The organism is Nocardioides sp. (assembly GCF_030019515.1).
Classification (GTDB): Bacteria; Actinomycetota; Actinomycetes; order Propionibacteriales; family Nocardioidaceae; genus Nocardioides.
The window spans coordinates 42,109-63,650 of the sequence record NZ_JASEEQ010000002.1 but is presented as its reverse complement, the minus strand read 5'-3'; the positions used below and the strand labels follow the sequence as shown (position 1 = coordinate 63,650).

24 protein-coding genes and 1 tRNA gene are annotated in these 21,542 nt (G+C 74.4%); 19 read left to right on the top strand and 6 right to left on the bottom strand.

What is annotated here, in order from left to right; genetic code table 11:
• The first annotated feature begins 13 nt into the window (after positions 1-13).
• From QMC84_RS02735 to QMC84_RS02715, 5 genes are all read left to right on the top strand, one after another.
• Positions 14-823: an SGNH/GDSL hydrolase family protein gene (locus QMC84_RS02735; RefSeq protein ID WP_300371539.1), complete on the top strand. Its 810-nt coding sequence runs from the start codon at positions 14-16 to the stop codon at positions 821-823.
• Between the two features lie 31 nt (positions 824-854).
• Positions 855-930: transfer RNA gene (locus QMC84_RS02730), tRNA-Gly, on the top strand.
• Between the two features lie 280 nt (positions 931-1,210).
• Positions 1,211-2,464: a hypothetical protein gene (locus QMC84_RS02725; protein WP_300371537.1), complete on the top strand. Its 1,254-nt coding sequence runs from the start codon at positions 1,211-1,213 to the stop codon at positions 2,462-2,464.
• Complete coding sequence (locus QMC84_RS02720) at positions 2,464-3,549, top strand: hypothetical protein (RefSeq protein WP_300371535.1); 1,086 nt, start codon at positions 2,464-2,466, stop codon at positions 3,547-3,549. The genes QMC84_RS02725 and QMC84_RS02720 overlap by 1 nt, the downstream gene beginning before the upstream one ends.
• Positions 3,550-3,701: 152 nt before the next feature.
• Positions 3,702-4,343, top strand: coding sequence for a DUF2461 domain-containing protein (locus QMC84_RS02715; protein ID WP_300371533.1), 642 nt, complete (start codon positions 3,702-3,704; stop codon positions 4,341-4,343).
• Between the two features lie 25 nt (positions 4,344-4,368).
• Here the strand turns inward: QMC84_RS02715 and QMC84_RS02710 are convergent, their stop codons facing one another.
• The 3 genes from QMC84_RS02710 to QMC84_RS02700 all read right to left on the bottom strand — a co-directional run bounded on the left by QMC84_RS02710 (position 4,369) and on the right by QMC84_RS02700 (position 6,381).
• Positions 4,369-4,821: a nuclear transport factor 2 family protein gene (locus QMC84_RS02710; protein WP_300371531.1), complete on the bottom strand. Its 453-nt coding sequence runs from the start codon at positions 4,819-4,821 to the stop codon at positions 4,369-4,371.
• 130 nt (positions 4,822-4,951) lie between these two features.
• On the bottom strand, positions 4,952-5,410 hold the full coding sequence (locus tag QMC84_RS02705; protein WP_300371529.1) for an Rrf2 family transcriptional regulator: 459 nt from the start codon (positions 5,408-5,410) through the stop codon (positions 4,952-4,954).
• Between the two features lie 74 nt (positions 5,411-5,484).
• A complete protein-coding gene (locus QMC84_RS02700) occupies positions 5,485-6,381 on the bottom strand; it encodes a sulfite exporter TauE/SafE family protein (protein ID WP_300371527.1) in 897 nt (298 codons plus the stop codon).
• Between the two features lie 256 nt (positions 6,382-6,637).
• Between QMC84_RS02700 and QMC84_RS02695 the strand changes: the two genes are divergently transcribed.
• From QMC84_RS02695 to QMC84_RS02650, 10 genes are all read left to right on the top strand, one after another.
• The gene (locus tag QMC84_RS02695) at positions 6,638-7,147 is read left to right on the top strand and encodes a DUF2231 domain-containing protein (RefSeq protein WP_300371525.1); all 510 of its coding nucleotides are present in this window, start codon (positions 6,638-6,640) and stop codon (positions 7,145-7,147) included.
• Between the two features lie 20 nt (positions 7,148-7,167).
• The gene (locus tag QMC84_RS02690; protein WP_300371524.1) at positions 7,168-7,857 is read left to right on the top strand and encodes a response regulator transcription factor; all 690 of its coding nucleotides are present in this window, start codon (positions 7,168-7,170) and stop codon (positions 7,855-7,857) included.
• A gap of 7 nt (positions 7,858-7,864) precedes the next feature.
• Positions 7,865-9,211 (top strand): HAMP domain-containing sensor histidine kinase, encoded by a 1,347-nt coding sequence (locus tag QMC84_RS02685; protein ID WP_300371522.1) that lies wholly within the window; start codon positions 7,865-7,867, stop codon positions 9,209-9,211.
• Positions 9,212-9,355: 144 nt separating this feature from the next.
• Positions 9,356-9,616 (top strand): hypothetical protein, encoded by a 261-nt coding sequence (locus tag QMC84_RS02680; RefSeq protein WP_300371520.1) that lies wholly within the window; start codon positions 9,356-9,358, stop codon positions 9,614-9,616.
• Entirely contained in the window at positions 9,613-10,548 is a 936-nt protein-coding gene (locus tag QMC84_RS02675; RefSeq protein ID WP_300371518.1) for an FAD:protein FMN transferase, read from the top strand. The genes QMC84_RS02680 and QMC84_RS02675 overlap by 4 nt, the downstream gene beginning before the upstream one ends.
• Complete coding sequence (locus QMC84_RS02670) at positions 10,545-11,150, top strand: hypothetical protein (RefSeq protein WP_300371516.1); 606 nt, start codon at positions 10,545-10,547, stop codon at positions 11,148-11,150. The genes QMC84_RS02675 and QMC84_RS02670 overlap by 4 nt, the downstream gene beginning before the upstream one ends.
• A complete protein-coding gene (locus tag QMC84_RS02665; protein ID WP_300371514.1) occupies positions 11,147-12,403 on the top strand; it encodes an NADH-ubiquinone oxidoreductase-F iron-sulfur binding region domain-containing protein in 1,257 nt (418 codons plus the stop codon). Before QMC84_RS02670 ends, QMC84_RS02665 begins: the two co-directional genes overlap by 4 nt.
• Positions 12,400-12,591 carry a ferredoxin gene (locus QMC84_RS02660; RefSeq protein ID WP_300371512.1) on the top strand — a complete coding sequence of 64 codons (192 nt, stop codon included), beginning with the start codon at positions 12,400-12,402 and terminating at the stop codon, positions 12,589-12,591. The genes QMC84_RS02665 and QMC84_RS02660 overlap by 4 nt, the downstream gene beginning before the upstream one ends.
• 270 nt (positions 12,592-12,861) lie before the next feature.
• Positions 12,862-14,715, top strand: coding sequence for an acyl-CoA dehydrogenase (locus tag QMC84_RS02655; protein WP_300371510.1), 1,854 nt, complete (start codon positions 12,862-12,864; stop codon positions 14,713-14,715).
• 92 nt (positions 14,716-14,807) lie between these two features.
• Complete coding sequence (locus tag QMC84_RS02650; RefSeq protein WP_300371508.1) at positions 14,808-15,038, top strand: DUF6458 family protein; 231 nt, start codon at positions 14,808-14,810, stop codon at positions 15,036-15,038.
• A gap of 15 nt (positions 15,039-15,053) precedes the next feature.
• Here the strand turns inward: QMC84_RS02650 and QMC84_RS02645 are convergent, their stop codons facing one another.
• Entirely contained in the window at positions 15,054-15,935 is an 882-nt protein-coding gene (locus tag QMC84_RS02645; protein WP_300371506.1) for a LysR family transcriptional regulator ArgP, read from the bottom strand.
• 70 nt (positions 15,936-16,005) lie between these two features.
• Between QMC84_RS02645 and QMC84_RS02640 the strand changes: the two genes are divergently transcribed.
• From QMC84_RS02640 to QMC84_RS02630, 3 genes are read left to right on the top strand one after another with little or no spacing between them, the layout of a single operon-like run.
• Positions 16,006-16,608, top strand: coding sequence for a LysE/ArgO family amino acid transporter (locus tag QMC84_RS02640; protein WP_300371504.1), 603 nt, complete (start codon positions 16,006-16,008; stop codon positions 16,606-16,608).
• 10 nt (positions 16,609-16,618) lie between these two features.
• Positions 16,619-17,455: a maleylpyruvate isomerase family mycothiol-dependent enzyme gene (locus QMC84_RS02635; RefSeq protein ID WP_300371502.1), complete on the top strand. Its 837-nt coding sequence runs from the start codon at positions 16,619-16,621 to the stop codon at positions 17,453-17,455.
• Positions 17,456-17,462: 7 nt separating this feature from the next.
• Positions 17,463-18,404: an oxidoreductase gene (locus tag QMC84_RS02630; protein ID WP_300371500.1), complete on the top strand. Its 942-nt coding sequence runs from the start codon at positions 17,463-17,465 to the stop codon at positions 18,402-18,404.
• Here the strand turns inward: QMC84_RS02630 and QMC84_RS02625 are convergent.
• Positions 18,395-19,843 carry a hypothetical protein gene (locus tag QMC84_RS02625; RefSeq protein ID WP_300371498.1) on the bottom strand — a complete coding sequence of 483 codons (1,449 nt, stop codon included), beginning with the start codon at positions 19,841-19,843 and terminating at the stop codon, positions 18,395-18,397. The genes QMC84_RS02630 and QMC84_RS02625 overlap by 10 nt on opposite strands.
• An 80-nt stretch (positions 19,844-19,923) precedes the next feature.
• Here QMC84_RS02625 and QMC84_RS02620 point away from each other — a divergent pair, with 80 nt between their 5' ends.
• On the top strand, positions 19,924-20,745 hold the full coding sequence (locus QMC84_RS02620; protein WP_300371496.1) for an oxidoreductase: 822 nt from the start codon (positions 19,924-19,926) through the stop codon (positions 20,743-20,745).
• 29 nt (positions 20,746-20,774) lie between these two features.
• Here QMC84_RS02620 and QMC84_RS02615 read toward each other — a convergent pair whose 3' ends face one another.
• Complete coding sequence (locus QMC84_RS02615) at positions 20,775-21,461, bottom strand: VC0807 family protein (RefSeq protein ID WP_300371494.1); 687 nt, start codon at positions 21,459-21,461, stop codon at positions 20,775-20,777.
• Between the last annotated feature and the right edge of the window lie 81 nt (positions 21,462-21,542).

Sequence of the window (21,542 nt, the reverse complement as noted above, 5' to 3'; positions counted from 1 at the left end):
CGAGAATGGCCCGGTGAGCCTGCACCGGTACGTCGCCCTGGGCGACTCGTTCACCGAGGGCGTCGGGGACCCCGACCCGGACCGCCCCAACGGCCTGCGGGGCTGGGCCGACCGGGTGGCCGAGGTGCTGGCCCGGCAGACCGACGACTTCGGCTACGCCAACCTCGCGATCCGCGGCCGCAAGCTGCCCGCGATCCTCGACGAGCAGCTCGACGCCGGCCTCGCCCTGGGCCCCGACCTGGTCACGATCCACGGCGGCGGCAACGACGTGCTCCGGCCCCGGGTCGACGTCGATGCGCTCGCCGCCCGGTACGAGCAGGCCATCGGGCGCCTCTCGGCCAGCAGCGCCCGGGTCGTCATGTTCACGCTCTTCGACCCCGGCACGACCGGGGTCTTCGCCGCGATGCGGGGCCGCTTCGCCGTGTTCAACGAGTGGGTCCGCGAGATCGCCGACCGGCACGGGGCGACACTGGTGGACCAGTGGCGGATGCGCGACGTCGAGCTGCCCGCGGTCATGGACACCGACCGGATGCACCTGAACTCCGCCGGCCACGCCTACATGGCGACCAAGGTCCTCGACGCGCTCGGGGTCGCCCACGAGCTGGTCCGGCCGAGCCTCGCCCCGATCCCCGTGCTCGACCGCCGCGAGCGGCTCGCCGCGAACGCGCGGTGGAGCCGCGAGTTCCTCGCCCCCTGGGTGCACCGGCGGCTCACCGGCCGCTCGTCCGGGGACCAGGTCAGGCCCAAGTACCCGACGCTCGTGAACGTCCCCGGCCCCGCCGTACCCCGGGTCATTTATCCGGGCGGGGAGGGATCGATATAGCATGTGCGCCGACCCGCCTCCCGCGGGTCGTGCGGATGTAGCTCAGTTGGTAGAGCGCGACCTTCCCAAGGTCGATGTCGCGAGTTCGAGTCTCGTCATCCGCTCCAATACCCCGCCGGTCGCGCCCACGAGCGCGTCGCTCCGCCCGACGTCGATGTCCGCGTCTCGCGCGTCGACTTCGTCGCCGCGCGGGCCGCGGATTCGCTCTTGGGGTCAGTCGCCAGACGGTGTGGTTGCGGTAGGCGCGTCCGTTGCGGTTCACACCCGGGAGCCGGTCGACAGGCCGACGGGCTCCTCTTGCCTGTGGCCAGTGGGGAACTTGACTAGACCAGTGACGCAAGGTGACAGTGGGACGGCTGGTCTTCCCCACCGTCTCGAGGTCGTCCCATGTCTCGCCGTCCCCTCCTGATCCTCGCCGGCACCCTGGTCGTGCTGCTCGCAGTGACGCCGTTCATCCCACGCGGAGAGGACGACGACGGCGCGATCGCGCCCACCGGGGAGGGCAAGGCGGGGGCGCTGCGCCCGGCCACGACTGCGGGCTGGTCGCGGGTGACGCCGCAGCTGCAGGACGAGATCGACCGGGTGGTCGCGGAGGGCCGGGCCCTCGGGCGGGTCTCGGGCCGGGCGACGCCCGAGCAGCTCGCCGCCTCCGCGGTGCGCTGCGCCGACCTCGAGGGCCAGCGCTACTGCCTCGGCACCGGCTGGACCGAGGACACCCAGGACCAGGTCCGCGACCGGATGGCCAACGCCGCCCGCCGGATCGCCGCCCGCCCCGCCGCTGCTGCGCGCGGCACCGGCGACCTGGACGCCGCAGCGGTGCTGGAGCAGCGCGCGCGGCTGAGCCCGACGGCTCGCGCCGCCGCCGACCGCGCCGAGCTGACCATGGCCGCGCGGTCGGTCGCGAAGGTCTGGCTGCTGCGCCACGAGATCGAGGGCGTCCCGCTGCCCAGCGGCTTCCTCGAGGCGCACCCCGAGGCGCGCGCCGTGCCCGTCGCCAAGACATCGGCCAGGACATCGGCCTCACCCACGCCGACCGCCGCCCCGACCCGGGCGAGCGTCAAGACGATGCGCGACTACCCGCGGCGCGTCGCGATCCTGAACCCGAAGCAGGTGGCGTCGCAGAACCGCACCTACTGGTGCGGCCCGACCTCGATGCAGATGATCGCGTGGGGCTGGCGCGACCGGCATCAGAAGCAGCGGCACTGGGCCCGCCGGCTGCACACGACCAGCAGCGGCAGCTCGGTCTACGACATGGTCCGCGTCGTCAACCAGAGCACCGGGTGGGACCGCGAGGACCATGCCGGGCCCTACATCGTGCTCGACATCGGCCGCTACGGCTTCCGCAAGTGGATGCTGCTGATGATGCGCCACCTCGCCGACTACCACGCGCCGGTCGTGCTGCACCCGGTCCTGCTCAAGCGGTTCTACCCCTACCTCGACGACGACGCCTCGGGGCACTTCCAGGTCGGTCGCGGCTACACCAAGCGCGGCGCCAAGCCCGACCTGCTCAGCTACTTCGAGCCGTGGAACCAGCAGCGCTTCGACCCCTCCGAGCCCTACATCTCCCGGGTGCAGTGGCGCAACGCGTACAAGAGCTACCGCGCCAACCAGGCCCATTACGCCCACAACGTGGGGGTCTGATGCGGGCCCTCCGGTACGCCGCGGCCGCGGTCGTGCTGGGGCTCGCGCTCGACGGCTGCAGCAGCAGCGACCCCGCCGAGCCGGCCCCGAACCCGTCGGCCCCGAACCCGTCGGCGACGGCCCCGAGCACCGCCCCGGGGTCGTCCGGCTCGGCGCCCACGACCGACCTCCTCGACTGGCAGCCGGTCGCCGGGCCGATCGCGGCCACCGTCACCCGCAGCGGCGACTGGACGCTCACGGTCGACCGCGGCGGCCGCGGCTACCGGCTCGACGGCCCGAAGCCGACCGGCGGCGCGGCCGGACCGGGCCTGCGGGTCGGCGACGCGCTCATCGACGGCGACTGGGCGGTCGTCGTGCTGCAGGACAAGGCCGAGCAGCGCCCGATGGCGGCCGAGGTCACCGACCTCGCGACCGGCGAGCGGTTCCGGATCGACGGGCGCTCCGACGTACCCACCACGACCGGCGGCACCTGGGCCCTCGGCGAGGGGCAGCTCGTGCACGCGACCGTCGGCCCGAAGGGCGCGTACTGCGTCGCGACCGTCGACCTCGCCACCCGCACCTCCGAGCTCGGCTGGTGCGCGCCCGAGCGGCACGGCTTCAACGACGCCCGGATCACCCCGGCGGGCACCTCGCTGCTGACCTTCGACGACGCACAGCCGTCCTGTCGCACCCTGGTCTCCCTGGACGGCGACCGGGCCACGCCGTTCCCCGACGTCGAGGACTGCAAGGGCTGGGACGGGCTGCGCACCGACGACGGCGCGGTCTGGTCGGTGATCCCGAAGGAGCGCCAGGTCGAGAGCGCGCACTTCTACGCGCGTGCGGGCGGGGAGTCCGTCGACCTCGGCCCCGGTACGGCGGGCAGCCTGGTCTGGTGCGCGGGCGCGGCGTACTTCGTGCGCGACCCGCAGCGCGAGGGCGACCCCGCGAGCCTGATGCGGTGGACCGCGGACACCGGCCTCGCGGTCGTCTACCGCTCCCCGGGCGGGCAGGCGTTCCTCTCCGAGCCGCGGTGCGGCGGCGACACGCTGACGGTGACCGCGATGGCCGAGGACGGCGACGAGCAGGTCGCCGCTCCGCTCTCCTGACGGGGCACGCCCGGGCGAAGAAATCCGGACTCGAACCGTCACATACTCACGGTCCTCGCGTTGGACCAGTGTCGGACCATCGGGATCCGACCGACCGGCGGGGTGGTGACGCTGCAGCGGGCGGCGCCACCTCGCCTCGTTACGCTCGCGGCGTGACCGATCCCGCCTTCACCGGATTCCCCGTCGCCGCGCTCGACTTCTACGACGACCTCGAGGTCGACAACACCAAGGCGTTCTGGGAGAAGCACAAGGCGGTCTACGCCGAGGCGGTCAAGGCCCCCATGACCGCGCTGTGCGCGGCGCTCGAGCCGGAGTTCGGGACGGCGAAGATCTTCCGGCCCTACCGCGACGTCCGGTTCGCCAAGGACAAGACGCCGTACAAGACCCACCAGGGCGCGTTCGTCCGCGTCGGCGAGGCCACCGGCTGGTACGTCGAGGTCTCGCCCCGCGGGGTCCGCACCGGCGCCGGCTTCTACGAGGCGAGTGGGCCGCGGCTCGCGGCGTTCCGGGCCGCGGTGGCCCACGACCGGTTCGGGCCCGAGCTCGAGAAGGTGCTGCGCGCCCTGGAGCGGAGCGGGTTCGAGGTCGGCGGCGACCGGCTCAAGACCAGCCCCCGCGGGTACGACGCCGACCACCCGCGGATCGAGCTGCTCCGGCACCGGTCGCTGGTCGCGGGGCACCCGCTCGGCTTCGAGCCGGTGATCCACACCGCCGGGCTGCTCGACCTGGTCCGCGCCGACTGGCAGTCGCTGCGCCCGCTGGTGGAGTGGGTCGCCCGGCACGTGCGCGACTGAGCTCTCGCAGCGAGCGGGGCCCGGGTCAGCCCTTGGTGAACGTCGCCATCGTCCGGTCCGGCTCCCAGTAGGCCCTCATCGAGGCGACCCGGCCGTCGTCGTTCACGACGTAGACCATGATCAGGTCGGTCGTGGTGTGGCTGCCGTCGGGGAACGACGTGGTGATCCGGCCGATGTTCGCGCAGGTGTTGCTGCCCGGGTTGGCGAAGGAGTCGTTGATCTCGAACTGGAACCGCGCGATCGGGGCGATCGCCGCGTTCCAGAACGCGGTGATGCCCTCGTGCCCGCGGTGGCCGGCGCCGTCGGGATCGAACATCGAGGGCCCGACGGGGTCCTCCAGCACCGCGTCCTCGGCGTACACCGTCAGCCACTCGGCCAGGTCGCCCCTCGCCACGGCGGCGTAGGAGCGCTGGGACGCGGCCCGCGCGGGGTGAGGGTCGTCCGGGGCGTTCCAGGTGATGGCGTCGGAGGTGATCACCCGCCCATCCTAGAATGAAACTGCAACACGTTCTAGATGCTCCCCGATGCACCTGCCGGATCTGCTGTCGTTCCGGCGGGATCGGGACAGATGCGTCAGGTGCGCGCGGCGACCGGAGGTGGGGCAGTCCCTAGTGCGGCTGCCAGGCGTCCTCGTCGGCGGTCCGCGAGGTGACCGCGTCGGGCAGCCGGCCGTCGGCGAGCTGCTGGATCGAGACCTGCTCGAAGACGTCGCGCAGCGAGTGGCGCGCGGCGATCCACACGTGCTGGAGCACGTCCGCGGTCTCGTTGTAGCTGACCGCCTCGGGGCGCAGCCCGTACACCGAGACCAGCGGGCCGTCGACCGCGCGGATCACGTCCGCGACCGAGACGTCCGCCGCCGGGCGGCCCATCCGCCACCCGCCCGACTGGCCGCGCTGGGACATCACGATGCCGGCCCGGCGCAGGTCGGCGAGGATCGCCTGCAGGAACCCGTGCGGGATCTCCTGGAGTCGCCCGAGCTCCTCCGCGCTCACCGCCCGGCCGTCCGCGCGCGAGGCCATCTCGATCAGCGCGCGCAGGGCGTAGTCGGACTTGGCGGAGACTCGCATGGGTGAAGTGTGTCAGATGTGTCGACTTGTTCAGTCGACCTTGGGGAGTACGCCGGCGCCGGGCCCGACCCGGCTCAGACCCCGACCAGCTCCTGGTCGAGGGCCGCGATCTCGCGGGCCCGCCGCTCCTGGCGGACCGCCCGGGTGATGCCGGCGATCCAGAGCACGAGGAGGGTGCCGGCGAGCAGCGCCACCTGGCCGTCCGAGGCGCCGGCCGCCTCGGCGATGGTCTTGGAGTTGGTGAGCACGATCAGGCCGCCGGCCGCGACGCCCAGCACCCGCGGCGCGAGCCGCTTGACCAGCCAGGCGGCGATCGGGGCGGCGACCACGCCACCGGCGAGCAGCGCGCCTGCGTAGCTCCACTCGATGCCCTGCGACCCGAGGGCGAGGATGAAGCCGAGGGAGCCGCCCACCGCGACGACGAACTCGGAGGTGTCGATCGAGCCGACCACCTTGCGCGGCTCGAGCCGACCCGACGAGAGCAGGGTGGTGGTGCCCACCGGGCCCCAGCCGCCCCCGCCGATCGCGTCGAGCGCGCCGCCGACCAGGCCCATCGGCGCCAGCAGCCGGGCCGAGGGGCGGGTCTTGAACGTCGGCCGCCGGCCGCCGAGCACGAGGAACCGCCAGATCACGTAGCCGCCCAGCCCGAGCAGGATCGCGGCCACCCACGGCTTCGCGGTGTCGCCGTCCAGGCCGGCCAGGAAGGTCGCTCCGGCGAAGGCGCCGACGAAGCCCGGCAGCGCGAGGATCGAGACGGTGCGCCAGTCGACGTTGCCGAGCTTGTGGTGGGAGAACCCCGACACCAGGGAGGTCCCGATCTCGGAGAAGTGGACCGCCGCCGAGGCCGCAGCGGGCGCCACCCCGGTGGCGAGCAGCAGGGTGGACGACGTGACGCCGTACGCCATCCCGAGCGAGCCGTCGATGAGCTGGGCGATCAGGCCCACGAAGGCCAGGACGATGAGCTTGCGCATGAAGTGCACCCCTCGGGTCGTTCGGTGACGGCAGCATCACCGATCAGATCTAGTCAATCCAGTGTAATCAGTTTTCTGACCGGTTCAGTAGCCTTTGAAGTGCTCGGCGTGTCAAGTCGGCGGCCGCAAGGTCCCGCCCGGGCCGGGACCTTTTGATCTGGATTTGAGCCGACGTTGGGGATCACCTGAGCGGAGCACCGCGATCGTCTGCGGGTGCGATCGGCACCACGGTCGGTCGCGAGAGAGGAAGAACCCGATGCCGTCCGACATCTTCGGCCTGCCCCTGCACCCGCTCATCGTCCACGCGACGGCCGTGCTGGTCCCGCTCGCCGCCCTGGTGGTGATCGGCGCCGTGGTCTGGCCGCGGTTCCGCGCCTGGGCCGGGCCGCTGCCGATGGGGTTGAGCCTGGTGGCGCTGATCCTCACCCCGCTGTCCACCTCGAGCGGGGAGAACCTCGAGCACGACGTGGTCGAGACCACGCTGCTCGAGAAGCACACCGAGATGGGTGAGCAGCTGCTGCCGTTCACCATCGCGCTGTTCGTGCTGGCGGTCGGGTTCTGGTGGCTCGACCGGCGCCGTACGACGGCACCCGACACCGCCGCCGCCCCGGCGGACCGCACGGGTGCGGGCGGGCTCCGAACGCTGACCGCCGTGGTCGGCGTCCTGGCCCTCCTCGCCGCGGTCGGCACCGGGGTCCAGGTGGCCCGGATCGGGCACAGCGGGGCGAAGGCGGCCTGGTCCGACGCGGGCTCCGCGAGCAGGTGAGCGGCAGTAGCCTGGCCGACATGATCCGCCTCCTCCTGGTCGAGGACGACCCGGAGATCCGGCGCACCCTCTCCCGGGGGCTGGGCGAGCACGGCGCGACCGTCGTACCCGTGGCGACCGCGGTCGAGGCGATCAAGGCGGTGAGTGCGGAGCGGCCCGACGCCGTGATCCTCGACCTCGGGCTGCCCGACCTCGACGGCGCCGACGTGCTGGCCCTGATCCGGGCCGGCAGCGACCTCCCGGTGGTCGTCGCCACCGCGCGCGACGACGAGCGGGAGATCGTCCGGCTCCTCGACGCGGGCGCCGACGACTACCTGATCAAGCCGTTCTCCGCGGCCCAGGTGATGGCGCGGGTGCGCGCGGTCCTGCGGCGCTCCACCCCGGCGGTCCGGCAGGACCCGCGGGTGGTCGTCGGCGGGCTGGTGGTCGACCCGGCCTCCCGGACCGCCGAGCTGGACGGCGCCGAGCTGAGCCTGAACCGCAAGGAGTTCGACCTGCTGTTCGCGCTGGCCTCCCGGCCCGGCGAGGTGGTCACCAAGCGCCAGCTGCTGGCGGAGGTCTGGCAGATGCCGTGGGGCGGCGCGGACCGGACCGTCGACGTGCACCTGTCCTGGCTGCGCCGCAAGCTCGGCGAGACCGCCGCCGAGCCGCGCTACCTGCTCAGCGTGCGCGGCGTCGGGGTCAAGCTCGTCGACCCCGGCGCCGCGTGAGCGCCCGATGAGCCTGCGGGCCCGGATCCGCGCGCTGGCGGTCGGCGCCACCGCCACCGTGCTGGTGCTCTTCGCGATCCCGCTGGTGCTCCTGCTGCTGCGCACCGCGACCGAGGAGAGCCGGGAGGGCGCCTCGGACGTCGCCCGGAGCGTCGCGGACTACGTGAGCACCGGTCCGGCCGACGCCGACCTGCTCGGCGCGTACGTGGACCGGCTCAACGCCCGCGAGGACTCGCCGCCGGTCACCGTGCTGCTACCCGACGGCACCGCGCTCGGGGCCGCCCTACCCGACGCCGCCGGGGAGTACGCCGAGCGCGGCGACGCGCACCCGTCGTCCGGCGGCGACGGGGACGGGGACGACGGGGACGACAGCCGGCTGATGCCGGTCTCGGACGCCGAGGCCCACGAGGTCGGCGGCGGCCAGCTGGTCAGCGTGCACGCCGGGACCCGTGACGGCGACGCCGTGGTGCTGGCCTACGCCTCCGGCGCGGACGTGCGGGCCAAGCTCCTCGACCGGCTGCTCCTGCTCGGGGCCGCCGCCGCCGGGCTGCTCGTGCTGGCCGCGGCGGCGGCCGAGGTGGTGTCCCGGCGCCTGGTCCGCCAGCTCGCCAGCACCGCGACGGCCGCCGACCGGCTCGGGGAGGGCGACCTCACGGCCCGCGCGCCGGACGACGGGCCGTCGGAGGTGCGGCGGGTGGCGCACGCGCTGAACCGGCTCGCGGAGCGCATCGACGACCTCCTCGCCGCGGAGCGCGAGACGGTCGCCGACCTGTCCCACCGGCTGCGCACTCCGATGACCGCGGTCCGGCTCGACGTCGAGGGGCTGCCGCCCTCCGAGCGCACCGAGGAGCTCGAGGCCCACCTCGACCACCTCGAGCGGACCCTCACCGCGGTCATCCACGCCGCGCGCCGGCCCGAGCGCGAGGGCGCCCTCCCCCGCGCGGACGCCGCCGCCGTCGTCGGCGACCGGGTGGACTTCTGGCGGCCGCTCGCCGAGGACCAGGGCCGCACCGTCTCGACCCGGCTCGCGCCGGGCCCGGTCCTGGTGCGCTGCGCCGACGACGACCTGCGGGCCGCGCTCGACGCGCTCCTGGAGAACTGCATCGCCCACACCCCGGACGGCACCCCGGTCGAGGTGGAGCTCGCCGCGGAGGGGGACCTGGTCCGGCTCGACGTCCGCGACCGCGGGCCCGGGGTGCCCGAGGACGCCGTACGCCGCGGCCGCAGCGACCGCGGCTCCACCGGGCTCGGCCTGGACATCGCCCGCTCCTGCGCCGAGGCCAGCGGCGGCCGCCTCGAGCTGGACCGCCGAGACGACTGGACGGTCGTCCGGCTGCTGCTGGGCCGCCCTTGAGGCCCGTAGCCAGCGCGCCGGCCGTGACCACCCCGTCTGACCACCGGCCCGAGGAGCGACCCGCGGCCGCGCGAGACGAGGATTTGACCTCGATTTGAGGGCCCGTTCCGGCAGGGCTGAGCAACGTCGCGCCACGGTGGGCCCATGACCGAGAACCCCCGCCGCCGAGTCCTCCGCCGAGCCCGTCACGCCACGGCCGGCATCGTGATCACCGCGGTCGCCGGCACCGCAGGCCTGGCCGCGGTCGCCGCCGACGCCACCGGCGCGTCCGGGCCGACCGGCGGGCCCACGACCACCGACACCGGCTCCCGTCAGGACCCCGGCTCCCGTCGGGACGCCAGCACGGGCACCGGCGTCACCCAGGCGCCGGCGGGCCAGCCCCAGGCCACGACGAGCGCGTCATGACCGGCTGCAGCTGGCGGGACTGGTCCTGCACGGTCCGGGTCCTCGTCGGCGGGGACGGCCCGGTCCCGGACCGGGTCGCCGACGACGCGGCCCGGGTGGTCCGCGAGCTGATGCAGGAGGTCGAGGCGGCGGTCAGCCGGTTCCGTGGCGACTCCGAGCTCGAGCGGGTCAACGACGCCGCGCCGCGGCTGCTGACCGTCGGACCGCTGACCCGCGCCCTCGTCGAGACCGCGCTGGCGGCCGCCCGGCGCACCGACGGCGCCGTCGACCCGACGGTCGGCAGCCACCTCGTGGCCCTCGGCTACGACGCCGACCTCGACGTGGTGCGCGACCGGGTCGCGCCCACGCGACCGACCCCCCGGGCCGCGGACTGGACCCGGGTCGTCGTCGACCACGATCTCGGCCGGGTCGGGATCGCGCGGGGGCTGCGGCTCGACCTGGGCGCGACGGCGAAGGCGTGGACGGCCGACGAGGCCGCGCGTCGCGTCTCCGCACGGCACCGGCGCCCGACACTCGTGGAGATCGGCGGCGACGTCGCGGTCGCCGGCTCGGCCGCGGCCCCGTGGCGGGTCCGGGTGGCGGAGTCCGCGGACGCCGCCGGCGAGGTCGTCGGCCTGGCCCACGGCGGTCTCGCGACCTCGTCGACCACGGTGCGCCGCTGGCGCTCCGCCACCGGCTCCGGCTCCCGCACCGGGGCCAGCCACCACGTCGTCGACCCCGCGACGGGCCGGCCCACCACCGGACCGCTCCGGACCGCCACGGTCTGGGCGCCCTCGGCCGTGGAGGCCAACACCTTCAGTACCGCCGCCCTGGTCTGGGGCGAGGCCGCGGCCGCCCGGCTGGCGCTGGCCGGGGTCGACGCCCGCCTGGTGGATCGGGCCGGGGCCATCCGGCTGGTCGGCTCCTGGCCGGCGGCCGGGCGTGCGGCATGACGCTCTGGTTCCTCGCCCGGGCGGCCGGCTTCACCGCCCTCGCCGGCGCCACCGTCGCGATCTGCTTGGGCGCCTGGGCGTCCGGCACCGCGGCCGGCCGACGGGTCGAGGGCCGCGAGTCCCGGCTGCTGCTGCAGCTCGCGCACCGGTCCGCGGCCGTCGTCACCCTCGCGCTGCTCGGCCTGCACGCCGTGCTGCTGGTCCTCGACCGCCACGTCGCGATCTCGGTGCCGGGCGCCCTGGTGCCGTTCACCGCCGGCTACCGCGGCACGGCGGTCGGGCTGGGGACGCTCGCGGCGTACTGCCTGGTCGTGGTCGCCCTGGTCGGGGTGCTGCGCGGCCGGATCACGGGGTCGCCGCGCGCGGTCCGCTGGTGGCGGCCGGTGCACGCACTCGCCTACGCCGTCTGGCCGCTCAGCATCGCCCACGGCCTGTGGTCGGGCACCGACACCCGGACCTGGTGGGCGCTGACGCTGTACGCCGGGTCCGCGGTCGCGGTCCTGGTCGCGCTGTGGAGCCGGCTGCTCGCCGAGGAGGAGCACGCGGCGACGCCCCTGGCGGCGACCCGCCGCGACCTCGCGGCCACCGGCGGTGGCCGATGAGCGCGACCGCCCTCGGCACCGCCCGACTGCTCGCCGGCGTCACCCGCGGGGGGCGCGCCGACCTGGTCACCCACCGGCACCGGCACGGTCCGCAGCGGTACCGCTCGCTCGACGAGCTGGCGGCCGACGCCGCCCGGGTCCTCCTCCTCGGGCGGGGCGGCGCGGCCTTCCCGGTCGCCACCAAGCTCGCGGCCGTCCCCGCCGGGCGCGCCACGCAGGTCCTGGTCAACGGCTCGGAGAGCGAGCCGGCCAGCCGCAAGGACCGGACCCTGATGACGCTGACCCCGCACCTGGTCCTCGACGGCGCGCTGGCCGTCGCCCGGGCGCTGGGCACCCGGCACGTCACGGTCGCGGTGCACGACGCGGGCTCGCACGCCTCGCTGCGCGCCGCCCTCGAGGAGCGCTCGCGGCAGGAGCCGCTGCCCGAGCGGGTCGACGTGTGCCGGACCGCCGGCCGGTTCGTCTCCGGCGAGGTCCGGGCGTTGCTGCGCGGCCTCGACGGCGGTCCGCCCGTCCCGCCCAGCCGCCGTACGCTCCCCACTGAGTCCGGCCTGCACGGCGCCCCGACCTTCGCCAGCAACGCCGAGACGTTCGCGCAGCTCGCGCTGCTGGTCGCGCAGGGCACCACGGAGTTCGGCGCCGTCGGCAGCCCCGAGGAGCCGGGGACCACGCTGCTCACGCTGCTCGGCGACGTCCGCACCCGGGGCGTCGTGGAGGTCCCCACCGACCTGCCGCTGGACGCGCTGCTGCCCGGCGAGGGCGGCCCGGTGCTGGTCGGCGGCTACCACGGCCGCTGGGTCCGCGACGTCCACGACCTCCGCGGCCTCGGCGTCGATCGGCCCGGGCTGCGCGCCGCCGGCCTGCCGCTGAACGCGGGCGTGGTCGCCCGGCTGCCGCGCGAGGTCTGTGCGCTCGCCGAGGTCACCGCGGTCACCCGCTGGCTGGCGGCCCAGTCGGCCGGCCAGTGCGGACCCTGCCTGTACGGCACCGCCGCCCTCGCCCACGACGTCGGCGAGCTGCTGCACGGCCGGGCCGCCCCCGCGGTCGAGGCGCGGCTGCTCGGCCTGGTCGGCCGGGGTGCGTGCGCCCATCCCGACGGCACCGCCGCGTTCGTCTCGACCGCGCTGGACGCGCTCGGCGAGGACCTGGCCCTGCACCGGCGGCACGGCGGCTGCGGCCGGCCGTACGCCGGGGTCCTCCCGCTCGGCCCGCTCGGCCAGGTCGGCCAGGTCGGCCCGGGTGGTGCCCGATGAGGATCGAGGTCGACTGGACCCGCTGCGACGGGCACGGCCTGTGCGGGCTGCTGCTGCCGGAGAACCTCGAGAACGACGGTGACGGGTTCCCGCTCGTGCGTCGCCGCGAGGTCGCCGACGCCGACCTGCGCCACGCCCGCCGCGCCGTCGCCGCCTGCCCCGCGCTGGCCCTGCGGCTGGAGCCCTAGCCCGGCGGCGCGGGCCCGGCGGCGCGCCCGTCGGTTTCCCCGGGTACCCGGGGAAACCAGCACTGTTCGGCCGAAACTTCGCCCGAGAAGTGCAGGCATCGGCCGAGAGGTCCCGCGCCGACCGCAACCACACCGACGGGTGATCAGCCCCAGAGCGATCCGCGGCCGCGCGCGGCGCCGGAGGCGACGCGCGAGGCGCGGCTTGCTGGGTTACTAGCCGGTACGTATCATTGATGTTACTGCCGAGTAATCAAGCGCGAAGGTGGGGCCGTGAGCCACTACAAGAGCAACATGCGAGACATCGAGTTCAACCTCTTCGAGGTGCTCGGTCGTGACGAGGTCCTCGGGACCGGGCCGTTCGCCGAGATCGACTCCGAGACCGCCCGGGCGATCCTCGCCGAGGTCGACCGCCTCGCGCGCGAGGACCTCGCCGCGTCGTTCGTGGAGGGCGACCGCAACCCGCCGGTCTTCGACCCGCAGACCAACACCGCGCCGCTGCCGGAGGCGTTCGTGAAGAGCTACCAGGCGTGGATGGACGCCGAGTACTGGCGGCTCACCACGTTCGCCGAGCTCGGCGGTACGCCGGCGCCGTCCAGCATCTGCTGGGCCATGGGCGAGCTGGTCCTCGGCGCGAACCCCGCGATCTGGATGTACGGCGCGGGCCCGATGTTCGCCGGCGTGCTCTACCGCAACGGCAACGAGCGCGACCGCCAGATCGCCCAGCTGATCGTCGACCACGGCTGGAACACCACGATGGTGCTCACCGAGCCCGACGCGGGATCCGACGTCGGCGCGGGCCGCACCAAGGCCACGCAGAACCCCGACGGCACCTGGAACATCGAGGGCGTCAAGCGCTTCATCACCTCCGCCGAGGGCACGACCGACCAGGTCGTCCACATGGTGCTGGCCCGCCCGGTCGGCGTCGAGGGTGCCGGCGGCCCCGGCACCAAGGGCCTGAGCCTGTTCATCGTGCCGAAGTACCACTTCGACCTGGAGACCGGCGAGCTCGGTGAGCGCAACGGCGCCTACGTGACCAACGTCGAGCACAAGATGGGCATCAAGGTCTCCAACACCTGCGAGCTGACCTTCGGCGACCCGGGTGTCGGCGGCGGCGAGCCCGCCGTCGGCTACCTGCTCGGCGAGGTCCACAACGGCATCGCGCAGATGTTCCAGGTCATCGAGAACGCCCGGATGATGGTCGGCACCAAGGCCATCGCGACGCTGTCGACCGGCTACCTCAACGCGCTCGAGTTCGCCAAGGAGCGGGTCCAGGGCGCCGACCTCGCCCAGTCCGCCGACAAGACCGCACCGCGGGTGACGATCACCCACCACCCCGACGTGCGCCGCTCGCTGATGACGCAGAAGTCGTTCGCCGAGGCCATGCGCGCGCTGGTGCTCTACACCGCGACCTGGCAGGACAAGGTGATGGTCGCCGAGCACAACGGGGAGCGCGACGAGCTCGCCGAGAAGGTCAACGACCTGCTGCTCCCGATCGTCAAGGGCTACGGCTCGGAGCGCTCGTGGGTGCTGCTCGGCACCGAGTCGCTGCAGACCCTCGGCGGCTCCGGCTTCCTGCAGGAGTACCCGATCGAGCAGTACGTCCGCGACGCCAAGATCGACACCCTCTACGAGGGCACGACCGCGATCCAGGGCCAGGACTTCTTCTTCCGCAAGATCGTCAAGGACCAGGGCCAGGCCCTGGGCCACCTGGCCGGTCAGATCCAGGCGTTCATCGACAGCGAGGCCGGCAACGGCCGGCTGAAGAACGAGCGCGAGCTGCTGGCCACCGCCCTGGCGGACGCCAACGCGATCGTCGGCCACATGATCAACGAGCTGATGTCCTCCCAGGACGAGGTCCGCAACATCTACAAGGTCGGGCTGAACACCACCCGCCTGCTGATGGTGCTCGGCGACGTCGTGTGCGCCTGGCTGCTGCTCCGCCAGGCGGAGGTCGCGCTCGAGAAGCTCGGCGGCGACCCCGGGAAGGACCGCGCGTTCTACGAGGGCAAGATCGCGGCCGCCCAGTTCTTCGCGCAGAACAACCTGCCGAGGCTCACGGCCGAGCGCGCCATCGCCGAGTCCATCGACCTGAGCCTGATGGACCTCGACGAGGACGCCTTCTGAGCACCGTCTGACCCGCACCGACGCCCGGCCCGGCAGGAGTCCTCCTGCCGGGCCGAGGTGTATCCGCGGTTCGGACGGGGAACGGTGCGGTCATGGGTATCGGAATCGGCATCGTCCTGCTCGTCCTGGGTCTCATCCTCGTGACCGGCGCGGTGGACCTCCCCGCCAGCGTGGACGACGCGATCGCCGGCGACACTCTCGGGTGGATCTTCCTGATCGTCGGCGCCCTCGCCATCGTCCTCGCGCTGGTCATCAACCAGCAGCGCAGCCGCTCGACCTCGACGTACGTCGAGGAGCGCCGCGCGGACCCGCCCCTGCGCTGACTCTCGGCAGCGTCGTCAGCCGGCCCGGAGCGCGTCGCGGGCGGCCCGGCGGACGGCGTCGGTGAGCCGGTCGAGCGTCGGTGAGTCCAGCCGCCAGCGCTGCCAGTGCAGCGCGACGTCCACGTGCAGGCGGCCCGGCAGCGGCGCCAGCCGGCCGGCCCGCACGTCGGGGCGCAGCTGCGGCTCCGGGATCATCCCCCAGCCCAGCCCGAGCCGGACCGCCTCGAGGAAGTCGGCCGACGTCGGCACCCGGTGCACCGCGTCCGGCAGCCCGACCCCGCGGGCGGCGAGCACGTCGTGCTGGAGGGCGTCCTTCTCGTTGAAGACCACGACCGGCATGCCCGCCCAGTCGGCGCCGCGCCCCTGCCGCCAGCGCTCGACGAAGGACGGCGCCGCCGCGGGCACGTAGCGCAGCGTGCCGAGCCGCTCGACCGAGCAGCCCTGGACCGCGGCGGGCTCCGAGGTCACGGCGGCCAGCACGTCCCCGCCGCGGAGCAGGCCGGCCGAGAACGCCTGGTCCTCGACGTGCAGCCGCAGCACCACGTCGGGCCACCCGGCCACCTCGCCCACCGTCGCGCGGAACCAGGTCGCCAGCGAGTCCGCGTTGACGGCGAGCGGCAGCTCAACGGTCGAGCGGTGCCCGTGGGCGAGCGCGTCACGGACCTCGTCGTGCAGCAGCCGCGTCTCCCGCGCCAGCCGCAGCAGCACCCGGCCGGCCTCCGTCGGCCGGCACGGGACGGTTCGCTGCACCACCACCTGGCCGACCTCGGACTCCAGGGCCCGGATCCGCTGGCTGATCGCGGACGGCGTCACGTGCAGCTCGCGCGCCGCCGCCTCGAACGTGCCGTGGTCGGCGATCGCGACCAGGGCGGCGAGCTGGGCGGGCACGAGGTCCATGAAGCGATGCTAATGGTCCTGCAGATTGTTTCGTTGGCCTTCAGAGCTGTCGGACCCCTAGCGTGAGTCCGTGCTCGACTCCACCTTCACCGGCCTGGTCACCGGACTGTCGCTGATCGTGGCGATCGGTGCCCAGAACGCCTACGTGCTGCGCCAGGGCCTGGCCCGCGAGCACGTCGGGGTCGTGGTGGCGATCTGCACGGTCTCCGACGTCGTGCTGATCACCGGCGGGGTAGCCGGGATCGGCACCATCGTGGAGCAGGCGGGGTGGGTCCTGGACCTGGTCCGCTGGCTCGGCGTCGCGTTCCTGACCTGGTACGGCGTCGCCTCGCTGCTGCGGGCGCGGCGCGCGGACGCGCTGCACGCGGCCGGGCGCGGCGCGACCGGCGTCCGCGGCGTCGCCGTACGCGCCCTCGCACTCACCTGGCTCAACCCACACGTGTACCTCGACACGGTGCTGCTGCTCGGTTCGATCGCCAACCACGAGGGGCCGTCCGGCCGCTGGTGGTTCGCGCTGGGCGCCTGCGTCGCGAGCGCACTGTGGTTCGCCGGGCTGGGGTACGGCGCCCGGCGGGCCGGGCGGCTGCTCGCCAGCCCCCGGGCCTGGCAGGTGCTCGACGTGCTGATCGGTGTGACCATGCTCGCCATCGCGGTGCTGCTCGCTCGGGGCTAGGGTTCCGGGCATGACCGACGTCTCGTCAGCCGTGCCAGATCGCGACCTCCTGCGCGGGTACGTCGACGTCTGGTGGCAGGCGATCAACGACTTCACCGAGCTCCTCGAGGAGCTCGACGAGCAGGAGTGGGCCACGCCGACCGACCTGCCGGGGTGGGACGTGAAGGCGGTCGCCTCGCACATCGCGCACCTGGAGTCGATCCTCTCCGGGGCGCCCGAGGAGACCGCCGAGGTCGGCGAGCCGGACCACGTCACCGGCCTGATGGGCCTTTACACCGAGATCGGGGTGGTGACCCGGCGCGGCGCCAGCCCGGACGCGATCATCAACGAGATCCGGTCCGCCGCGACCGCCCGGCACACGCGGCTGCTGGCCGAACCGCCCACCGACGCGACCGCGAGGCCGGAGCCGATCTTCGGCGGGGTCGGCTGGGACTGGCGCACGCTGCTGCGCAACCGGCCGCTCGACGTGTGGATGCACGAGCAGGACGTGCGCCGCGCCGTCGACCGCCCCGGCGGGATGGACTCCCCGGCCGCCCGCCACACCGCCGAGTACCTCGCCGAGAGCCTGGGCTACGTGCTGGCCAAGCGGGTCGGCGCACCGAGCGGCACCACCGTGGTGCTCGAGCTGGGGGGCAGCGCCCCGTACGCCTTCACGGTCGACGACGCCGGGCGCGGCGAGCGGCTCCCCGAGATCCCCGCCGGGCCGGACGTGCTGCTGCGGATGGACCGGGAGGCGTTCGTCCGGCTGGCCGGCGGCCGCTGCGAGCCGGATCCCGGCACGTTCGAGATCGCGGGCGACCGGGACCTCGCCGGCAGGATCCTCGACGCGATGGCGACCACGCCGTGACCGCGCCATGACCAGGCCCGCGACCCGCTGGTCGCTCGCGGACATCCCCGACCAGGACGGGCGCACCGTGCTGGTCACCGGCACCACGGTCGGCGGCCTGGGGCAGTTCACCGCTCTCGAGCTGGCCCGCCGGGGCGCGCGGGTGGTGCTCGCCGGCCGGACCGAGCAGCGGCTGGCGGAGACCCGGGATGCGATCACGGCCGAGGTCCCGGCCGCCGCACCGGAGACCCTGGTCGTCGACCTCGCCGACCTGGCGTCGGTACGCCGGGCCGCGGTCGAGGCGGCCGGCCTCGGCCCGATCGACGTGCTGGTCAACAACGCCGGCGTGATGGGGACGCCGTACCGGCTGACCGGCGACGGGCTCGAGCTCCAGCTCGCGACCAACCACTTCGGGCCGTTCCTGCTCACCGGCCTGCTGCTGCCGCAGCTGGTCGCGAGCGGCGCGGGCACCGTCGTCACCGTCTCCTCGCAGATGCACCGGGTGGCCCGCTCGGCACCCCTGGACGACCCGCGGAGCCGGCACGGGCGCTATCGGCGCTGGTCGGCGTACGCCGAGTCCAAGCTCGCGAACCTGCTGTTCACCTATGAGCTGGACCGGCGCGCCCGCCACGCCGAGCTGCCGGTCCGGGCGCTCGCCGCGCACCCCGGCTTCGCGGCCACCCATCTCGCGGCGAACGGGCAGTTCGGGCGCGCCCGCGGCGGCCGCGCCACGATCCTGGACGCCGCCATCAAGGCGGTCTCGCCCAACCGTGCCGACGAGGGCGCCTGGCCCACGCTGATGGCGGCGACCGCGGACCTGCCGGGCGGCACCTACTGCGGTCCGAGCGGGATCGCGGAGTGGGGCGGCGCCCCGCAGGTGACCACCAGCAACCGGCGGTCCCACGACGAGACCGCCCAGCGGCGGCTGTGGGAGCTCAGCGAGCAGACCACCGGCATCCGCTACCCCTGATCCTGCTGGTCCACCTCACGGTCGCGGACCCGGACCAGGCCGCCGAGGACCGGCAGGTACGCCGCGCGGCCCGGGCCGAGGGTGATCTCGCCGTGGTGGTTGTCGTGCAGCACGCCGAGCCCGGTCCGTCGGGCCCAGAGCAGGCGGCCGGTGCCCAGGTCGAGGGCGGCGAGGTACCACGCGTCGACGCCCAGCCAGCTGTGCCGCTTCACGGAGGCGTAGACGAGCCCGTCCTCGACCGACACGGCCGGGGCGCCGCTGGGCACGTCCAGGTCGGTCGACCAGGTGACCCGGCACTCGCCGTCGACCACCGCCACCCGGGCGATGCCGCGGTCGCTGGTGCGGCCCAGGACCGTGGAGAGCGGGCCGTCGTAGCCGTGGGAGTTCTGCACGACGACGGCGTCGCCGGCGGCGACCAGGCCGCCGTCGGTCGCGCCCGCGTCGTCGCCGAAGACCTCGGCCCGGCACACCGGCGCGCCGGTGTCGGCGCGGTGGAAGACCACCTGGAGGCGCGGCTCGCGGTTGTCGGCGACCGCCACCAGCCCCGAGGGCAGCGGCACCGGGGCGGCGCCGCGCTCGCCGCCGCCGTCGTACGCCGAGCTCCAGGCGACCGCGACGCGGCGGCCGGCGAGCTCCACGCGGTGCAGCCCCGCGGCCCCGGCGACGTAGGCGCCTGCGGCGGCCGCCGCAGGCGGCCGGTCCACCTCGTCGCCGAGGTCCACGCGCGCGACCCGGCCGCCGGCGACGACGCCCGCGATGCCGGCGCGGGTGGCGAACCAGGTCCGGCCCGCGGCGTCGGCCGCGACCCCGACGACGCAGTCGTCCTCGGCGATGCCGAGGTCGACCGTGGCCTCGGTGGTGAGGTCGGGCTCGTCGTCGGCGTCCGCGGTGCCGACGACCAGCAGCCGGTCGCCCGCGACGACCATCGCCCGGCCGGCGGCGTCGAGGTCGAAGGCCGCCGGGCAGTCCGCGGCCCGGGCGGGGAGATCCTTGGCGGCCCGCTGGCGCAGGCTCTCGGCGTCGACCAGGCGCAGCACCGGGTGCCCGGAGTCGCCGCACACCGTGACGAGCCGGCCGTGCGGGTCCACCTCGAGGCGACGGCAGTCGTCGAGGCCGTAGGACCGGGTGCGCACCTGCGGCGACTCCCCCGCCGGGCCGTGCTCGGCGCCGCCGACCACGGGGCGCCCGACGTACGACGGCGTCACCCAGGTGCCCGGCCCCGGCGGGATCGGCAGCCAGCCGTCGGGCACGACGACCGCGACGCCGGCCAGGGCGAGCACCGCCACCAGCCACCCGGCGACCACGCGGCGGGTCGGCCGCAGCCAGGCCCGCACCCGCGGGAGGTAGAGGGTGAGGCCGGCGAGCAGGAGCACCAGCGGCCCGGCGACGAGGACCAGCAGGGCGACGCCCACCAGGACGACCGTGCGCGCGCCCCTCACCCCGACCCCCTCATCCCGCCCACGATGGTAGGTCGGCCGCACCCCTTGGCCGCGGCGGCACGACGGGGGACAGTGGGCGCATGAAACGACTCTCGGACGTGAAGCGGATCGGATTCGGCGCGATGCGCCTGACGGGGCCCGGCATCATGGGCCCGCCGGCGGACCCCGACGAGGCCACCCGGGTGCTGCAGCGGGCGGTGGAGCTCGGCGTGGACCACATCGACACCAGCGACTACTACGGCCCGTACCTGGTCAACGACCTGATCCGCGAGGCCCTGCACCCCTACCCGCCCGAGCTGGTGCTGGTCACCAAGGTCGGTGCGCGACGCGACGACGACGGCGGCTGGCTGCCGGCGTTCGAGCCCGACGAGATCAAGGAGGCCGTGCACGACAACCTCGGCCGGCTCGGCGTCGAGCGGCTCGGTGGGGTCAACCTGCGGTTCATGGACGGCTGGGACGGGGACTTCGAGAAGCAGTGGACGGTGCTCGCCGACCTGCACTCCCAGGGCCTGGTCTGCGACCTGGGGTTGAGCAACTGCACGGCCGAGCAGGTCAAGGCCGCGCAGGACATCGCGCCGGTCTCGATGGTGCAGAACGCCTACAACGTCGCGCGCCGCACGGACGACGAGCTGATCGACTCCCTCGCCGGCCAGGGCATCTACTACGTGCCGTTCTTCCCGCTCGGCGGCTTCAGCCCGCTCGCCCTCGACGCGGTGCACGGGGTCGCGGCCAAGCACGACGCCACCCACATGCAGGTCGCGCTCGCCTGGTTGCTCCAGCGCTCGGAGAACATCCTGCTGATCCCCGGCACCAGCTCGGTCCAGCACCTGGAGGAGAACCTCCGGGCGGCGCGACTGCGGCTCGACGCCGACGACCTCGCCGTGCTGGACGCGATCGGCTGAGCGCCCGGCCCGGCCTCAGACGGAGACGCTCAACCGGAGACGGGGACCGGGACCGGGACCGGCACCAGCTGGTCGCCGAGCAGGCCCTCGCGGCGCGCGACCAGCGCGGCCGCGCCGACCGTGGCGGCCACGGCGAGCCCGTTGAGCAGCAGCACCGAGACGCTCTTGACGAGCACGAAGGTCTCCAGCGACTGCGACTGGAGCAGCCACAGGGTCATCGTGGCCTTGCCGAGGCAGAGCAGCGCCCAGCCGAGGGTGAGGTACCGGAACAGCCGCCGGATCGCCGGGCGCCCGTGCAGCTCCTCGTCCATCGGGTAGAAGTCGCCGGCCAGCCGAGCGACCATCGGCCGCGCCGTCGCGAGCGTGGCCAGGAACGTCACGCCGATCAGGCCGTCGCTGATGATCGGCTGGAGGAAGTAGAGGTAGGTGCTGTCGGTGAGCAGCGCGATCAGCGTGCGCCCGGTCATCACCACCGCGGTGAGGATGAGCAGGCCCGACGTACGCCGTCCGGTCAGCGCCCGCCACGCGATCGCGCCGTACGACCAGGTGAGCGCGGCGAAGATCGCCACCCAGACGCCCTCCAGCCGCAGGCAGGCGTAGAAGACCGTGGCCGGGACCGCGCAGGCGACCAGCAGGCTGACGCCGAGCCGGCGGACCACCGCGCGCAGGGTGGGCCGGTCGTTCGCGGGTGCGTCGCACTCGGTGAGGGTCGTCATGGGGTCCTGTCTCGTGGAGATCACGAGAGGCTCCCGCGCTGTCCACAGTAGGCCGTGCCCGATCGCACGGCTACTAAAACC

What these genes read in the sequence shown, in the direction of transcription:
- QMC84_RS02725 (WP_300371537.1), top strand. Translation starts at nt 1,211, where the DNA reads ATGTCTCGCCGTCCCCTCCTGATCCTCGCCGGCACCCTGGTCGTGCTG.
- QMC84_RS02720 (WP_300371535.1), top strand. Translation starts at nt 2,464, where the DNA reads ATGCGGGCCCTCCGGTACGCCGCGGCCGCGGTCGTGCTGGGGCTCGCG.
- QMC84_RS02705 (WP_300371529.1), bottom strand. Translation starts at nt 5,410, where the DNA reads ATGCGAGTCTCCGCCAAGTCCGACTACGCCCTGCGCGCGCTGATCGAG.
- QMC84_RS02700 (WP_300371527.1), bottom strand. Translation starts at nt 6,381, where the DNA reads ATGCGCAAGCTCATCGTCCTGGCCTTCGTGGGCCTGATCGCCCAGCTC.
- QMC84_RS02695 (WP_300371525.1), top strand. Translation starts at nt 6,638, where the DNA reads ATGCCGTCCGACATCTTCGGCCTGCCCCTGCACCCGCTCATCGTCCAC.
- QMC84_RS02690 (WP_300371524.1), top strand. Translation starts at nt 7,168, where the DNA reads ATGATCCGCCTCCTCCTGGTCGAGGACGACCCGGAGATCCGGCGCACC.
- QMC84_RS02685 (WP_300371522.1), top strand. Translation starts at nt 7,865, where the DNA reads ATGAGCCTGCGGGCCCGGATCCGCGCGCTGGCGGTCGGCGCCACCGCC.
- QMC84_RS02680 (WP_300371520.1), top strand. Translation starts at nt 9,356, where the DNA reads ATGACCGAGAACCCCCGCCGCCGAGTCCTCCGCCGAGCCCGTCACGCC.
- QMC84_RS02675 (WP_300371518.1), top strand. Translation starts at nt 9,613, where the DNA reads ATGACCGGCTGCAGCTGGCGGGACTGGTCCTGCACGGTCCGGGTCCTC.
- QMC84_RS02670 (WP_300371516.1), top strand. Translation starts at nt 10,545, where the DNA reads ATGACGCTCTGGTTCCTCGCCCGGGCGGCCGGCTTCACCGCCCTCGCC.
- QMC84_RS02665 (WP_300371514.1), top strand. Translation starts at nt 11,147, where the DNA reads ATGAGCGCGACCGCCCTCGGCACCGCCCGACTGCTCGCCGGCGTCACC.
- QMC84_RS02660 (WP_300371512.1), top strand. Translation starts at nt 12,400, where the DNA reads ATGAGGATCGAGGTCGACTGGACCCGCTGCGACGGGCACGGCCTGTGC.
- QMC84_RS02650 (WP_300371508.1), top strand. Translation starts at nt 14,808, where the DNA reads ATGGGTATCGGAATCGGCATCGTCCTGCTCGTCCTGGGTCTCATCCTC.
- QMC84_RS02645 (WP_300371506.1), bottom strand. Translation starts at nt 15,935, where the DNA reads ATGGACCTCGTGCCCGCCCAGCTCGCCGCCCTGGTCGCGATCGCCGAC.
- QMC84_RS02635 (WP_300371502.1), top strand. Translation starts at nt 16,619, where the DNA reads ATGACCGACGTCTCGTCAGCCGTGCCAGATCGCGACCTCCTGCGCGGG.
- QMC84_RS02630 (WP_300371500.1), top strand. Translation starts at nt 17,463, where the DNA reads ATGACCAGGCCCGCGACCCGCTGGTCGCTCGCGGACATCCCCGACCAG.
- QMC84_RS02620 (WP_300371496.1), top strand. Translation starts at nt 19,924, where the DNA reads ATGAAACGACTCTCGGACGTGAAGCGGATCGGATTCGGCGCGATGCGC.
- QMC84_RS02615 (WP_300371494.1), bottom strand. Translation starts at nt 21,461, where the DNA reads ATGACGACCCTCACCGAGTGCGACGCACCCGCGAACGACCGGCCCACC.